The sequence below is a fragment of the Gordonia sp. (in: high G+C Gram-positive bacteria) genome (genome assembly GCF_020438995.1).
In the GTDB taxonomy this organism is placed as follows: Bacteria; Actinomycetota; Actinomycetes; order Mycobacteriales; family Mycobacteriaceae; genus Gordonia.
On the sequence record NZ_JAGQTN010000008.1, the window covers coordinates 1 to 14,873 of the forward strand.

14 protein-coding genes and 1 pseudogene are annotated in these 14,873 nt (G+C 65.7%); all 15 read left to right on the forward strand.

What is annotated here, in order from left to right; genetic code table 11:
* The first annotated feature begins 25 nt into the window (after positions 1-25).
* Positions 26-1,690, forward strand: coding sequence for a DAK2 domain-containing protein (locus KDB67_RS00460; RefSeq protein WP_291011003.1), 1,665 nt, complete (start codon positions 26-28; stop codon positions 1,688-1,690).
* The gene (gene recG / locus KDB67_RS00465; RefSeq protein ID WP_291011005.1) at positions 1,690-3,927 is read left to right on the forward strand and encodes an ATP-dependent DNA helicase RecG; all 2,238 of its coding nucleotides are present in this window, start codon (positions 1,690-1,692) and stop codon (positions 3,925-3,927) included. The genes KDB67_RS00460 and recG overlap by 1 nt, the downstream gene beginning before the upstream one ends.
* Positions 3,928-3,996: 69 nt before the next feature.
* Positions 3,997-4,551, forward strand: a complete 555-nt coding sequence (locus KDB67_RS00470) for a hypothetical protein (RefSeq protein ID WP_291011007.1) — start codon at positions 3,997-3,999, stop codon at positions 4,549-4,551.
* Positions 4,548-5,330, forward strand: coding sequence for an enoyl-CoA hydratase (locus tag KDB67_RS00475; RefSeq protein ID WP_291011009.1), 783 nt, complete (start codon positions 4,548-4,550; stop codon positions 5,328-5,330). Before KDB67_RS00470 ends, KDB67_RS00475 begins: the two co-directional genes overlap by 4 nt.
* A 78-nt stretch (positions 5,331-5,408) precedes the next feature.
* The gene (locus KDB67_RS00480; RefSeq protein WP_291011011.1) at positions 5,409-6,245 is read left to right on the forward strand and encodes an SDR family oxidoreductase; all 837 of its coding nucleotides are present in this window, start codon (positions 5,409-5,411) and stop codon (positions 6,243-6,245) included.
* A gap of 114 nt (positions 6,246-6,359) precedes the next feature.
* Positions 6,360-7,415, forward strand: coding sequence for a TIGR03617 family F420-dependent LLM class oxidoreductase (locus KDB67_RS00485; RefSeq protein ID WP_291011013.1), 1,056 nt, complete (start codon positions 6,360-6,362; stop codon positions 7,413-7,415).
* A gap of 580 nt (positions 7,416-7,995) precedes the next feature.
* Positions 7,996-8,238 (forward strand): hypothetical protein, encoded by a 243-nt coding sequence (locus tag KDB67_RS00490; RefSeq protein WP_291011015.1) that lies wholly within the window; start codon positions 7,996-7,998, stop codon positions 8,236-8,238.
* Positions 8,239-8,449: 211 nt separating this feature from the next.
* Positions 8,450-9,157 (forward strand): HNH endonuclease family protein, encoded by a 708-nt coding sequence (locus tag KDB67_RS00495; RefSeq protein ID WP_291011017.1) that lies wholly within the window; start codon positions 8,450-8,452, stop codon positions 9,155-9,157.
* Positions 9,158-9,217: 60 nt separating this feature from the next.
* A complete protein-coding gene (locus KDB67_RS00500; RefSeq protein WP_291011019.1) occupies positions 9,218-10,489 on the forward strand; it encodes a glutamate-5-semialdehyde dehydrogenase in 1,272 nt (423 codons plus the stop codon).
* Positions 10,450-11,379 carry a MoxR family ATPase gene (locus KDB67_RS00505; RefSeq protein ID WP_291011022.1) on the forward strand — a complete coding sequence of 310 codons (930 nt, stop codon included), beginning with the start codon at positions 10,450-10,452 and terminating at the stop codon, positions 11,377-11,379. The genes KDB67_RS00500 and KDB67_RS00505 overlap by 40 nt, the downstream gene beginning before the upstream one ends.
* A complete protein-coding gene (locus tag KDB67_RS00510) occupies positions 11,379-12,806 on the forward strand; it encodes a VWA domain-containing protein (RefSeq protein WP_291011025.1) in 1,428 nt (475 codons plus the stop codon). The genes KDB67_RS00505 and KDB67_RS00510 overlap by 1 nt, the downstream gene beginning before the upstream one ends.
* A gap of 33 nt (positions 12,807-12,839) precedes the next feature.
* On the forward strand, positions 12,840-13,517 hold the full coding sequence (gene nadD, locus KDB67_RS00515) for a nicotinate-nucleotide adenylyltransferase (protein WP_291011027.1): 678 nt from the start codon (positions 12,840-12,842) through the stop codon (positions 13,515-13,517).
* Between the two features lie 31 nt (positions 13,518-13,548).
* Positions 13,549-13,908 (forward strand): ribosome silencing factor, encoded by a 360-nt coding sequence (gene rsfS / locus KDB67_RS00520; RefSeq protein ID WP_291011030.1) that lies wholly within the window; start codon positions 13,549-13,551, stop codon positions 13,906-13,908.
* Positions 13,905-14,618, forward strand: coding sequence for a histidine phosphatase family protein (locus KDB67_RS00525; RefSeq protein WP_291011033.1), 714 nt, complete (start codon positions 13,905-13,907; stop codon positions 14,616-14,618). Before rsfS ends, KDB67_RS00525 begins: the two co-directional genes overlap by 4 nt.
* Positions 14,615-14,873 (forward strand): annotated as a pseudogene (locus tag KDB67_RS00530) (SGNH/GDSL hydrolase family protein); the annotation flags it as partial. The gene KDB67_RS00525 and the pseudogene KDB67_RS00530, both read left to right, overlap by 4 nt.

Sequence of the window (14,873 nt, forward strand, 5' to 3'; positions counted from 1 at the left end):
AGCCAGCAGATCGAGAGGTGTGCCGATGACGACCCCGGACCGACCCCCGGTCGCCTCGGTGAATCCGCATGTGGTCCGCGACTGGGCCGACGCGTGTGTCGCGGGCCTGGAAGAGCTGCGGGGCGAGATCAATGACCTGAACGTCTTCCCGATACCGGATTCCGACACCGGAAGCAACATGCTGTTCACGATGCGGGCCGCCGCCGAGGCAGCCCGTGCGACCCCGGACGAGGCGGACCTGGCGACCGTCACCCGGGCCATGGCCGACGGCGCGGTGTCGTCGGCGCGTGGCAACTCGGGCATCATCCTGTCGCAGGTGCTGGTGGGTCTGGCCGACGCCGCTGACGTGCTGACGGCGGACCACGACGCGACGTTCAATCATCTCTACTCGTCGGGGCTGCGGCTGGCCGCGCGCGGAGCGATACGGGCGGTCAGCAACCCCCGTGAGGGCACGGTACTCACCGTCATCGCGGTCGCCGCCCAGACCGCGGCCCAGTACGTCGGCGCCAGCCCCGCCGACCTGGCACGTGCGGTCGCCGACGACACCGCCGAAGCACTCGAACGGACCCCCGAGCAGATGCCGGAACTCGCGTCGGCCGGTGTGGTCGATGCCGGCGCGCGGGGTTTTCTCGTCCTCGCCGACGCCCTCGTGGGAGTGCTGACCGGTGCGATGCAGCGACGACGCCGGTATCGCGGAATCCTCACCGGCGGTGGCGAACCGGGGCATTCGGCCGACGAGGCGTGTGCGTCGTCGGATATGGACTACGAGGTGATGTTCCTGCTTGACGGCGCCGCCGGTGAACATGTGGCGACGCTGCGCACCCGGCTCGGTGAGATCGGTGACGCGGTGGTGATCGTCGGCGACAGCTCCGGCGATGCGGGAGAACGCTTTTCGGTACACGTGCATACGAATGAACCCGGTGCCGCGGTGGAGGCGGGCATCGAGCGGGGCGCATTGTCGGATATCCGGATCTCGTGTTTCGCGCTGGACGAGATCAAGAAGCAAACCGTCAACGACGGTCCGCCACCCAGGCATAAGCGTGCCGTGGTGGCGGTCGTACGAGGGGAGGGGGCCGCGGAACTGTTCGCGGATGCGGGGGCGGCAGTGGTTCGTGCCGACGACGGGCTGACGCCGGAAAAGTTGGCCGACGCCATCCGAGGCACCGACAGTGCCCATGTGGTGGTGATGGCCAACGGCGCGATGTCCTCGCCCGATCTGGTGTCGGTGACCTCCGAAGTCCGGTCCCCGCAGCGGGCCGTGGTGTCGTTGCCGACCCTTTCGATGACGCAATGCCTTGCGGCACTTGCCGTTCACGATCCGACCGAATCGCCTGACGCCGACGCCTATGCGATGGCCGAAGCCGCGGCCGGGGCACGTTGGGGTTCGCTGACCATCGCCGAGACGAAGATGATGACGTTGGCCGGAACCTGCGAAGTGGGGGACATTCTCGGCTTGATCGGCAGCGACGTCCTGGTGGTGGCCGACCGGCAGCCGGAGGCCGCGACCGCCCTTGTGGACCTCATGCTGGCCACCGGCGGAGAGATGGTCACCGTGCTTGCCGGCGCGCAGATCGCCGACGACACAGTCGCGGTCATCGACGAACACCTACGGCGGTCGTACCCTGGTGTGGAGTTGCTCGTGTACCCGACCGGGCAGCAGGACGATCTGATTCAGGTGGGAGTCGAATAGTGCTGTCGTTGCAGGACTCACCAAGTGTCCTTCTCGACAAGAAGACGACGGCAGGCCTTGCCTCGCTGAATATCACCACCATCGGTGAGCTGCTGCGCTATCCGCCGCGGCGATATATGAGTCAGGGGCACCTCGACCAGCGGGAGCGTCTCGAAGCCGGTGAATGGACGACGGTTGTCGGCACCATCACCTCGTCGCAGATGATCTCGATGCGGCGCAAACACGGTCAGTTCCTCAAAGTGGTGGTCGATGACGGCCATCAGCGCATCGAAGCCACCTTCTTCAACCCGCGCGCGATTCGACGCGCGTTGCAACCCGGTGCCCGGGTGATGCTGGCGGGCAAGGTGAAGTACTTCCGCGAGCAGGTGCAACTCTCGCATCCACAGTGGGCGGTGATCCCCGACGGCGACGCCGACGCGGGCAAAGTGGTCGGGTCGGCCATGGCCGCCGAAATGTACACGGCCGACAACGAACTCGCCGAGGAAGGCCACGAGATTGCCGCGTTCGACCGGCCGATCATCCCGATGTACCCGGCCTCCAGTGAGATTCAGACGTGGACCATCTGGAATGCGATACGGCGAGTCCTGGCTCAGCTTCCGCCGCAACCCGATGCGCTCGAAGAGTCGTGGCGACGTCCGCGAGGGCTGCTCACCGCCGACGAGGCATTGCGCAAGATCCACCTGCCCGACACCGAGGACGACATCGCCGCTGCCCGTGAGCGATTGAAATTCGACGAAGCATTGGCCATTCAGACGGTGCTCGCACAACGGCGGATCGCCGGTTATCGAGAACACTCGGTGGCCTGCCCGAAAGTCGATGGCGGACTGGAAGAGCAATTGCTGCAACGACTTCCGTTCCGACTCACGTCCGGTCAGCAAGAGGTCGTGGCCGAGATCGGTGACGATCTGGCACGTGCGACCCCGATGAGCAGGCTGCTGCAGGGCGAGGTCGGTTCGGGTAAAACACTGGTCTCGTTGCTCGCCATGCTGCGGGTGGTCGACAACGGTCACCAGTGCGTCCTCATGGCACCCACGGAAGTGCTTGCGGCACAGCACTACCGGACCATCCGGTCCATGCTCGGTGACCTGGCGGAGGCGGGGGAGCTGACCGCTGCCGAAGGTGCCACCAAGATCGCCCTGCTCACCGGGTCGATGAGGACCAAGGGTAAACGGCAAACACTGCTCGATGTGGTCAGCGGCGATGCGGGCATTGTCGTCGGCACCCACGCGCTCCTCGAAGAGAAGGTGAGCTTCTTCGACCTGGGCATGGTGGTGGTCGACGAGCAGCACCGTTTCGGCGTCGAGCAGCGCGATGTTCTCCGTGGACGCGGCAAAGACGGTGTGCACCCGCACTTCCTGGTGATGACGGCAACACCCATCCCGCGTACCGTCGCGATGACCGCCTTCGGTGACCTCGACACGTCGACGTTGCGCGAACTGCCGCGTGGCCGGCAACCGATCGGCACCACCGTCGTCCCGATGGGCAACGACAAGTGGGTCGACCGGGTGTGGGCGCGGGCCGCCGAAGAGATCGCTTCCGGCAGGCAGATATACGTCGTCTGTTCGCGGATCGGTGACGATGGCCCGGAAGAAGTGCTGCGCAAGATCGAGGACGATCCGGCGCTGCGCACCACCTCCGTGCTGGAGATGTTCGAAGAATTGTCGGCCGGGCCGCTCGGCGGGTACAGCATCGAGATGCTGCACGGCCGGATGCCTGCCGACGAGAAGAACTTCGTGATGGACCGTTTCGGCGCGGGCGATGTGGACATCGTCGTATCCACCACCGTCATCGAGGTGGGTGTCGACGTCCCCAATGCCACCATGATGGTCATCGTCGACGCTGAGAGGTTCGGTGTGTCCCAGCTGCACCAGTTGCGGGGACGCGTCGGCCGCGGACAGCACGCCGGACTCTGCTTGCTGATGAGCAAGGCCAACCCGGTGTCGCAGTCGATGGAACGACTCAAGGCGGTCGCCGGTTCCAACGACGGATTCGAACTCGCCCGCATCGACCTCGAGCAACGCCGTGAAGGCGACGTGCTCGGTTCGCTGCAGTCCGGCGGCAAGTCGTCGCTGCATTTCCTGTCGCTGCTCGACGACTCCGACCTGATCGCCGATGCCCGAGGTCTCGCCGAAGACGTTGTGTCCGCCGATCTTCCGCTCGCCGACCACCGCCCCCTCGCCGACCTCGTCGACGGCATTCTCGCCCCGCAGAAGGTCGCCTACCTCGACAAGTCCTGATTGTGAGCTCGCCGGCCGTGTCGGCCTGAGTATCGGTGTATTCCGCGGCCGCGCGGCTGCGCGAAGGTAGTGGACCAGATCAACGACATCGTGCTGCTGATGTTCGCGCACACGGCCTACAAGGCGTACCCGCCGCAGCTCATCGAGAAGAACCGCTGGGATCTGATGACCAAGTGGCTCGACAAACTGACCACCTACGACCTGTCCGGAGTCGACGCTTCGCGGTGCGAGTCCATCGACGACTGGCTCGACGCACTCGAATCGCAGAGCCCGCTGCAGCTGTTCACCTCGTCGGGTACCACCGGCACATTCTCGTTCATCCCCAAGGACGTGGACATCACCGTCCAGGGCATGAAGATCTGGAAGCTGATGATGTTCCAGACGTTCGGCAAGGAGCCCACCGAGGACGAACTCAACCCGGTGGTCGACGCGATTGAGCAGGTCACCGATGCGGTCAACGCCTACACGCAGACCATCGGCATCTATCGGCAAGGCGCGGGCGATCGCCACCCGCACGCAAACAGGCGAAAGACAAACTGTAAGACTTACAGTTGCGCTAGCGTAGTGGAAGTCGCGATGCGCCTGAACTGTCCGACAGTCACACAAGAGCAGAGGAAGCCGTGACCGCACCAGGTTCCGATACGCCAGATACCGGTACTGATGACCACCTGCTCGTAACCGACAACGGATCAGTACGAATCCTGCGGCTCAACCGCCCGAAAGCGCGCAATGCCATGCACGCGAAATTGCGAGTCGAGCTGAAAGCCGCGATCAGTGCGGCCGATCGGGACGCGGGTGTGACTGCGATCGTGCTGACCGGCACCGACCCGGTGTTCAGCGCCGGCGTCGACTTCAAGAATCTCGAACCGGAACCCGGGTCGACGGGAAGCCCGCTGGAGCCGACTCCGGCGGCCGCGATTCGCGCTGTGCGCAAACCGGTGATCGCGGCCGTCAACGGCGCATGCGTATCGGGGGCGCTGGAACTGGCGCTGAGTTGCTCCTTCATCGTTGCCTCCGACCGCGCATCCTTCGCCGACACCCACGCCCGGCTCGGAGTGGTCCCGACGTGGGGGCTGACAGCACTGTTGCCACGGGCCGTCGGAATCCGAAAGGCACGCGAGATGTCGCTGACCGGCGCATTCGTCGGCGCGCAGGAGGCGTTGCGGTTGGGTCTGGTCAACCAGGTCGTCGACCATGACGACCTGCTGACATTCACGCTCGATCTGGCTGCCCGGATTCCCGCCAACGGTGCGGTGGGCGAGTTTCTCGAACTGTACGACCGTGGTGCCGATCTGTCATTGTCGGCGGCACTCAACAGCGAACTAACCCATAGCCTCGGCAGGACTTATGACCTGGCGGCTTTCACGGCGGCCGGAACCGCCATATCCGGCGGCACCACATAGTCGCCGGTCGCCGGTGCACGCCCACAAACAAGCGAACGACAGGATCCGGCATATCGCCGGCCGAGCAGGAGGACGGAATTGACCGGACGTTTCGAGGGTAAACGTGCGTTGGTGACCGGCGCGAGTCGTGGGATCGGGGCGGGACTCGCGCAGCGGCTCGCCGCCGAAGGCGCCGATGTGGCGCTCGTCGCCCGGACCCTGGACAAGCACAAAGTGCTGCCCGGCAGTCTGCGTGAGACCGAGGACAAGCTGCGCCGGTACGGCCACAATGTGGCGGTCGTCGTCGGCGATGTCAGCGATGACGATTCACGGGCCACGATCGTGCCGGCGGCCGTTGAACAACTCGGCGGGCCGATCGATATCCTCGTGAATAATGCGGCGGCCGCCATCATGCTGCCGCTCGACGAGATCCCGGCACGCAAGCAGCATCTCCTGTACTCGGCGAATGTCATTGCGCCTCTTGATCTTGCGCAGGATGTCGTTCCTGGCATGCGAGAGAAGTGCGAAGGGTGGATCGTCAACATCACCAGTACGGGTGCACGACTGCACGACGGGCCGCCCTTCAATCTCGGCCCGCAAGGATCGGTGATGGAGGTCTACGGCGCGACCAAGGCCGCGCTCAACCGCATCACCAGTGGCCTCGCCGGGGATCTCCATGGCACGGGGATCCGCGTGAACGCTGTCGGTCCGCGTGTCGCGGTGCTCAGCGAAGGGGCGGCCGAGAACATCGGCGACCTCCTCGATTCGGGATACTTCGAACCCACCGAGACCATCGTCGAAGCCGCGGCGGCGCTGTGTGCCGCGCCCGTCGACATGACCGGCCGGATCGTGATCAGTGGTGACCTCATCGAGGAACTCGGATTGCAGGTACGTGCACTGGACGGTACCGAGTACAGCCTCCCGGGCACTGTGTGATCTCTTGTCGCCACGCGGCGGCATCGTCTCTGCGGTCCGGCACCGGAACGATATCCACATTCATCACCTGAAACCACCGCACCGTGCAGGAGCGGCGAAAGCGAGATACCCACGATGAAGGTCCACCTTCAGATCGACGACGACCCGACGGCCACACAGGACAGTGCCCGCCGGATCGAGAGCTTCGGCGCCGACGGACTCTTCACCTTTGAGGGCCCGCACGATGTGTTCTTCCCGTTGGTTCTCGCCGCCGGATCCACAGACCTGGAATTGATGACGAATGTGGCCATCGCCGGACCGCGCAGTCCGCTACATCTGGCACATGCCGCCTACGATCTGCAGGTACACAGCCGGGGCCGGTTCCGTCTCGGCCTCGGGTCTCAGATCAAACCCCACATCGAACGACGATACGGCGCCGAATGGGGCAAACCCGCCAAACGGATGGCGGAGTCGGTGGCCGCCGTCAAAGCGATCTTCGGCTGTTGGGAAGGTAAGGAGCCCTTGGACTTCCGCGGGGAGTTCTACACGCACACTTTGATGCCACCCAACTTCAATCCGGGCCCGAATCCGTACGGCCCGCCCCCGATTCTGCTGGGTGCGCTCGGACCGATCATGACCCGCACCGCCGGTGAGGTCGCCGATGGACTGCTGGTGATGCCGTTCAACAGCACCCAGCATTTCACCGAGCGCACCATCCCGGCGCTGACCGCGGGACTGGATCGTTCAGGACGCCGCATCGACGACTTCCAGATCGTCGCCCAGGTGATGTGCGCAGTCGGCAGCACACCGGAGCAGGCGCAGATCGCCTACGAACACGTGGCCATGCTGATCGCCTTCTACGGCTCGACGCCCGCCTATCGCGAGGTGCTGGAACTGGGCGGCTGGGGTGAACTGCAACCCGAACTCAACCGGCTGTCCAAGATCGGTGCATTCGCCGAGATGCGGGCACAGATCACCGATCCGATGGTGCGAGCCATCGGCGTGGTCGGCACCCCGCAGGAATGCGCCGACCAGATCCGCGAACGCTATGGCGCCTACGCCACCGATGTGTGCTGCTATTTCCCCGGATTCATACCCAGCGACGACGACGTCACCGAACTGGTTGGGGCGCTGCATGCGATCGGGCCGAGGCACCTTGAACAACGGGGTAAGCCCGTACACCGGTCGTAGATGGTGCCGCTCTCTACCACGCGGACAGATGGGCAGGGAACGGTACTACGACCGGTGGCTACGGTGCTGGAGGCGGCATCCTCGGGACCGCTCGCTTCATGAACTCGATTGCCATCGCACATAGTTCGGAGGCGGGCGGGGGCTTCCGGATGCGTGTGGCGATGGCCGAGACCGTCGCGTTTTCGGCTCTGGCAGTTGCCATGCACGAGAAGTCACGAGCATCAATCAGGGCTGTACGGCCCCCGATCGTCGTGTCGTACGACAGCACATACCACTCTCGATCTTTCTGCTGCACATCGAACGACGGACTGTCGCCCGTGAGGTGACTGACCCCTCCCATCGCGGACCCACGATATAACCAGAAGCATCCGCGGGGTATTTGACCGTTGGCCAGGGCTCGGTATCGCCCGTCATGATCCACCCCATGCGCCGCTGTCGAATAGTCTTTGCGAAGTGAAACCTGTTGATGGATTGCTTAACTCGACCCAGTGAACACGGTAAGGTCGCCGGTGTCCAGAGCGCAACGTAGGACTTGTGAACAGATCCGGGGGTGGCTGTGGCGGGGAGTCTATGGGGCTTGATGAGTATCGGTGAGGTGCTGGACGCTGTCGATTCGATAAATGGCGGCGATGCCTCTGCCGACGTCATTGCGTTGGCCACCGCGATTACCGAAGCGCCTCGGATCAGTGCGTCGTTGATCGATGACTTCCGTGACACAGGGCAGCTGATGAATTCGACTTATACCTATCCGATCACCGACATCAGCGTGTCGATGAAAACCGCTGGTGTCGCCGCCGGTCATCGGAGATTGGGAACCGGATGACACGGAAAGTAGTGATTCCACCGGCGATTCGGACGGCTATAACCGCAACGGCTGACCGGATGTCCCGGCAGGCGCGAGGGATGTTGTGATGCGCGTTGACAATTCGAGGGTATCGACCCGGCATTGCCGGACTTGCCACTGCGACGGGCATCGTGGCGCGTCGCGATGGCGGATCAGATTCGGCCGGCATCACCGGCGGCTACGCCGCGGGGTGGCGTCGTCGCAGTGGCCGGTCCGGCGGTGGCTGCTCGTGTGGGCGGGTGCGGTGACCGCGGTGATCGTCGCTATCGGTGTGGTGCTTTCGGATGTGGGTGTCGATACCGACCCGGCGCTTAGGGTGGCCGCGAGGCACGCCGCGGACGTTCTGGCGACGATTCCGACGACCGAATCCAGACCGGGCGCCGACGGTACCTACGATCGCGCGCAATTCGGTGCGGCATGGACCGACGCCGTGCAGGTCACCGGCGGCGGCGACCGTTGCGACACCCGCAACGACATCCTCACCCGGGACCTGTCGGACATCACCACCGTCGTCACCTCGAAGTGCCCGAAAGCGGTGCTGTCGGGGGAGTTCCGCAGTCCGTATACCGGCGAGTTCATCGTGTTCTCGCGTGAACGCGCAGCGTCAGCGGTGCAGATCGACCACATCGTGCCACTGGCGTTCGCCTGGACGATGGGTGCACGGACCTGGCCGGCGGGTCGGCGGTACGCCTTCGCCAACGATCCCGCCAATCTGGTGGCCGTCGACGCCCGCTCCAACCAGGACAAGCGCGATGCCGAACCGGCACGCTGGATGCCCAGGCTCACCGCGTTCCGGTGCCGGTACGCCATCCAATTCATCCTGGTCACCGCCGCCTACCACCTCACCCTCGACGCCCCCTCCCAGGCCACTTTGCGTTCCACCCTAAGAAGCTGCTGAGCGGGAGCGTCGAGGCGCTCGGTTAGGGTAGTAGGCGACTATCGACGCTAGCGAGGTTTCATGAGTGCACCTACGGCCGAATCGGTCGGGACCGACATCGAGAGCGCGGTGTTGTCGCTCGCGACCGCCGCCAAGGCGGCCTCCCGCAGCCTGAACGGTCTCACCACGGCCACCAAGAACGAGGTACTGCTCGCCGCGGCCGAGGCGATCGAGGCCAACACCGAGTCGATCCTCGCGGCCAACGCCTCCGACGTGGAACGCGCCGAGGCCGGCGGTACCGAGGCCAGTCTCATCGATCGACTGCGGCTGACCGCCGACCGGGTGAAGGGCATCGCCGGTGGTCTGCGCCAAGTGGCCGCGCTCGCCGACCCTATTGGGGAGGTCGTCTCCGGCAAGACCCTGCCCAACGGGCTGGAGCTGCGGCAGCTGCGGGTGCCGCTCGGCGTGGTCGGCATCGTGTACGAGGCGCGCCCCAACGTCACCGTCGACGCCTTCGGTATCGCCTTCAAGTCCGGCAATGCAGTGCTGTTGCGCGGGTCGTCATCGGCGGCCAGTTCGAACGCCGAACTCGTCCGTATCCTGCGGGAAGTGCTGGCGGACAAGGGCGTCAACGCCGACGCCGTGGCCTTGCTGCCCAGTGAGGACCGCGCCAGCGTCACCGCATTGATCCGCGCGCGCGGCCTGGTCGACGTCGTGATCCCGCGTGGTGGCGCCGGATTGATCAACGCTGTCGTGTCCAATGCGACCGTGCCCACCATCGAGACCGGCACAGGTAACTGCCACGTGTACGTGCATGCCCTCGCCGACATCGATGTCGCCACCCGGGTGGTGCTCAACGCCAAGACCCGCCGACCCAGCGTGTGCAACACGGCCGAGACGGTGCTCATTGACAAGGCCGTAGCCGCGGACGCGTTGCCGCAGATCTCGCAGGCGTTGCAGATGCAGGGCGTCACCATCCACGGCGACGAACCGGGCATGGTCCCGGCCACCGACACCGACTGGACCGACGAATACCTGTCGCTGGACATCGCTATGAAGGTCGTCGACGACCTGGACGCCGCCGTCGCGCACATCGACACCTACGGCACCGGGCACACCGAGGCCATCATCACCACCGACCTCGCGGCCGCCCGCGAGTTCACCACCCGCGTCGATGCCGCCGCCGTCATGGTCAACGCGTCCACCGCGTTCACCGACGGTGAGCAGTTCGGGTTCGGTGCCGAGATCGGTATCTCGACGCAGAAACTGCACGCCCGTGGACCGATGGGCCTGCCCGAGCTGACCTCCACCAAATGGGTGGTGTGGGGCGACGGCCACGTGCGGCCCGCATGAGCGCGATCGTTCCGTCGTTCGACGGCGTTCCCGATGTGGTCTCGCGGCTGCGGCAGACCGGCTACCTCGCCGACGACGCCACCGCCACCAGCGCATTCCTCGCCGACCGGCTCGGCAAACCCTTGCTGGTGGAAGGGCCCGCGGGCGTCGGCAAGACCGAACTCGCCCGGGCTCTGGCCACGGCGACCGGCGCCGAACTGATCCGGTTGCAGTGCTACGAGGGCATCGACGAGGCACGGGCCTTGTACGAGTGGAACCACGCCAAACAGATCCTCGCGATCCAGGCGACCGGCACCCGCTCGTGGGACGAGGCCAAGAGCGACATCTTCTCCGACGAGTTCCTGCTGCCGCGTCCGCTGCTGCGCGCCATCTCCCGAGACGAGCCGACGGTGCTGCTGATCGACGAGGTCGACAAGGCCGACGTCGACATGGAAGGTCTGCTGCTGGAGGTGCTCAGCGACTTCGCCGTCACCATCCCCGAGATGGGCACCGTCGCCGCCACCCGTCGGCCGATCGTGCTGCTGACGTCCAACGCCACCCGCGAACTGTCGGAGGCGCTCAAGCGGCGCTGCCTGTACCTGTACATCGACTTTCCGGACGCCCATCGCGAACGGGAGATCCTGTCGTCGCGGGTCCCCGAACTCGGCGACGCGTTGTCGGCGGAGATCGTGCGGATCATCGGCGTCCTGCGCACCCTCGACATCCGGAAGAAGCCGTCGGTGGCCGAGACGATCGACTGGGCCAATACGTTGCTCGCGCTCGGTGCCGGCGACGACGTGTCCGGCCGTCGCGCAAAACTCGACGACGGACTGATCGCCCGAACCCTGGGGGTGGTGCTCAAACACCGCCCCGACCTCAAGACGGCGATCAAAGAACTCAAACTCGGCTGATGACGGACACCGCGCCCACCCCGCTCGATGACGTACCTCTGGTGGGTCAGCTCACCGGGTTCGTCGACGCACTGCGTGGGCGGGGGATGCCGGTGAACCCGTCGGCGCTGATCGATGCTGCCCGTGCGATGTCGGTGCTCGACCTGCTCGACCGCACCAGCCTGCGGGAAGGTCTGGCGGCGACGCTGCTGACCGAGCAGAACCACCGCATCGTCTTCGACAAGCTCTTCGACCTGTGGTTTCCGCCCGCACCCGGCGCTCGCACCACCACCTTCGACCTGCCCCGCAAGGTCGACGGCGAGATCGACGTCGAGGCGACCAGGGCGATGATCGCCGAACTGCTCGCCGACGACGACGCCGAGAACGACGGGCGTCTCGCGGAATTGGTGGCGCAGATCGTCGACCAGCTCGGCCGGTACGAGTCGACTCAGGGCGAGGCGTTCTCGGCGTATCAGGCGATGTCGGTGGTGAGCCCGCAAACGCTCATCGCCAAGATCGCCGCAGCGATGGACATCGACAACGACGGGTCCGCCGGGCGTGCGGGAGTAGCCGAACGGTACCGGGCCGCCGCCCGTGCCCGGGCGGGCGGACTGCGTGCGGCCATCGAGTCGGAAACGCAGCGCCGGATGGCCATGCGCAAAGGCCGCGACGCCGTCGCCGACTACGCGGTGCCGCAGCTGCCGGAGAACATCAACTTCCTGTCGGCGGGTGCGCGGGAGCAGGCGCAGATCCGGCGCACCATCGAACCGCTGGCCCGGCTGCTGGCGGCCAAACTGGAGATCCGCCGGCGGCGTTCGCATCGCGGGCAGGTCGATGTGCGCAAAACGTTGCGGGCGTCGATGTCGACGGGTGGGGTACCCATCGACCTGATTCACCGCAAACCGCGACCGCATCGTCCGGAATTGGTGATCATCTGCGATGTCTCCGGATCGGTCGCCGGTTTCTCGCAGTTCACGCTGCGGCTGGTTTATGCTCTGCGGCAACAGTTCTCGAAGGTCCGGGTATTCGCGTTCGTGGACACGGTCGACGAGGTGACCGACTATTTCGACCGGCACACCGACGACGGCGATTTCGGTGCGGCGATGCACCAGATGATCTCCGAAGCGCGGATCTCCACCCTCGACGGTCACTCGGACTACGGCAACATGCTGCGCGGATTTGCCGCGGAATACGCCGAGTCGCTCACCCATCGGGGAGCCCTGTTGATCCTGGGCGATGCCCGTAACAACTATCACGATGCCCGCATCGATGCGCTCGGCGAACTCGTCGACCGGGTGCGCAATTCGTACTGGCTCAACCCCGAGGCCGAATCGGTGTGGGGAACCGGAGATTCGGCGGCGCCGCAGTACGCACGGGTGATCCAGATGTACGAATGCCGCAACGTCACCCAGCTCGGCGAGGTCATCGCCGACCTGCTCCCGGTCTAGGGTGAGCGGCCCGCACCGGTAGACTGACCCTTCATGTCCTCCGACCGTCCCCGCGTGCGCCGTATCGGTGTAATGGGCGGAACGTTCGATCCCATCCACAACGGTCACCTGGTCGCGGCCAGTGAGGTGGCCTATCGGTGCAAGCTCGACGAGGTCATCTTCGTCCCCACCGGGCAGCCGTGGCAGAAGATGTCGGGCAACACCGAAAGCGGGACATCACCGCGGTCGGTCAGCGCTGCCGAGGACCGCTACCTGATGACGGTGATCGCCACCGCCTCCAACCCGAGGTTCAGCGTCAGCCGTGTCGACATCGAACGCGATGGCGCCACCTACACCGTCGACACCCTGCGGGATCTGCGGACGATCCTGCCGGACGCGCAGCTGTACTTCATCACCGGCGCCGACGCCCTCGAATCGATCCTGTCGTGGCAGAACTGGGAAGAACTGTTCGACCTCGCCAAGTTCGTCGGCGTCAGCAGGCCCGGCTACGAACTGCGCGCCGAACACCTCGCCGATCATTTGAAGAGGCTGCCGGCCGATACCCTGCAGACGTTGGAGATCCCGGCGCTGGCGATCTCGTCCACCGACTGCCGCGAACGCGCCGCCACCGGCCGCCCCGTCTGGTACCTGGTACCCGACGGCGTGGTGCAGTACATCGCCAAACGCCGCCTCTACCGCGCACGCGCCACCCGCGGGGTGAGCGCCCCATGACCAGTACCCATTTCAACGAGAGGAGGCGGGCTTGAGCGCCGCGCCTGAATCCCTGACCATGGCCGAGGTCGCCGCCCGTGCGGCCGCCGACAAACTGGGCCACGAGATCGCCGTCATCGACGTGTCGGAGCAGTTGGTGATCACCGACCTGTTCGTGATCGTCTCCGCCGACAACGAACGCCAGGTCAACGCGATCGTCGACGAGGTGGAGGACAAGATGCGCGAGGCCGGACACAAACCGGCCCGCCGCGAAGGCGCCCGAGAGGGACGCTGGGTGCTGCTCGACTTCATCGACATCGTCGTCCATATCCAGCACGCCGAGGAGCGCAGCGTGTACGCGCTCGACCGGATGTGGAAGGACTGTCCGACAATCGAGATCGAGGGCTTGTGAGCGGCGGGCCGGATTCGCACGACACCTCCGTCGAGCGCCTGACGCCGGTGGCACGCAGGCTACTGTTGTTGCGGCACGGGCAGACCGAGTACAACGCGGGCAGCCGCATGCAGGGCCAGCTCGACACCGACCTGTCCGAGCTCGGCGTGCGGCAAGCTGCCGCCGCGGCGACGGTGCTGGCCAAGCGGTCACCGCTGCTGATTCGGTCGTCGGACCTGCGGCGCGCCCACGACACCGCCCTCGCGCTGGGTGCCGAGACAGGACTGCCCGTCACCACCGACGTCCGGTTGCGGGAAACGCATCTCGGCGACTGGCAGGGCATGACGCACTGGGAAGTGGACGCGATCGCGCCCGGCGCCCGGCGCATCTGGCGCGACGACGCCACCTGGGGGCCGCCCGGCGGCGAGACCCGGGTGGATGTGGCGCGGCGTGCGGTTCCGGTGGTCACCGAACTCATCGACGCCCTGCCCGAATGGGGTACCGGCGACAACCCGGACGCACCGGTGGTGCTCGTCGCCCACGGCGGTACGATCGCCGCGATGACGGCCGGCCTGCTCGACCTTCCGGTGACGTCGTGGCCGGTGTTCGGTGGTCTGGCCAACACCAGTTGGGTGCAGTTGTCCGGTCACGGGGTGCCCGGTGAGGCGCCGCGCTGGCGGCTGGATGTGTGGAATGCGTCCGCCGAGGACGCCGACCCGGGAGTGCAATGAGCATCGTCGTCCTGTCCGATTCGCTGGCCTTCTTCGGGCCCAAAGGTGGATTGCCGGCGAATGATCCCAATATCTGGCCGTCGATCGTGGCCGAACAGTGCGGCCGTGACCTGCGGTTGTTCGGCAGAATCGGCTGGACCAGCCGGGACGTGTGGTGGGCGCTCACCCAGGATCCCAATATCTGGGCGGCCATTCCCGACGCCGAGGTCGTGGTACTGGCGTTCGGCGGTATGGATTCGCTGCCGTCACCGTTGC

What these genes read in the sequence shown, in the direction of transcription:
- KDB67_RS00460 (WP_291011003.1), top strand. Translation starts at nt 26, where the DNA reads ATGACGACCCCGGACCGACCCCCGGTCGCCTCGGTGAATCCGCATGTG.
- KDB67_RS00485 (WP_291011013.1), top strand. Translation starts at nt 6,360, where the DNA reads ATGAAGGTCCACCTTCAGATCGACGACGACCCGACGGCCACACAGGAC.
- KDB67_RS00490 (WP_291011015.1), top strand. Translation starts at nt 7,996, where the DNA reads ATGAGTATCGGTGAGGTGCTGGACGCTGTCGATTCGATAAATGGCGGC.
- KDB67_RS00500 (WP_291011019.1), top strand. Translation starts at nt 9,218, where the DNA reads ATGAGTGCACCTACGGCCGAATCGGTCGGGACCGACATCGAGAGCGCG.
- KDB67_RS00505 (WP_291011022.1), top strand. Translation starts at nt 10,450, where the DNA reads ATGGGTGGTGTGGGGCGACGGCCACGTGCGGCCCGCATGAGCGCGATC.
- KDB67_RS00510 (WP_291011025.1), top strand. Translation starts at nt 11,379, where the DNA reads ATGACGGACACCGCGCCCACCCCGCTCGATGACGTACCTCTGGTGGGT.
- nadD (WP_291011027.1), top strand. Translation starts at nt 12,840, where the DNA reads ATGTCCTCCGACCGTCCCCGCGTGCGCCGTATCGGTGTAATGGGCGGA.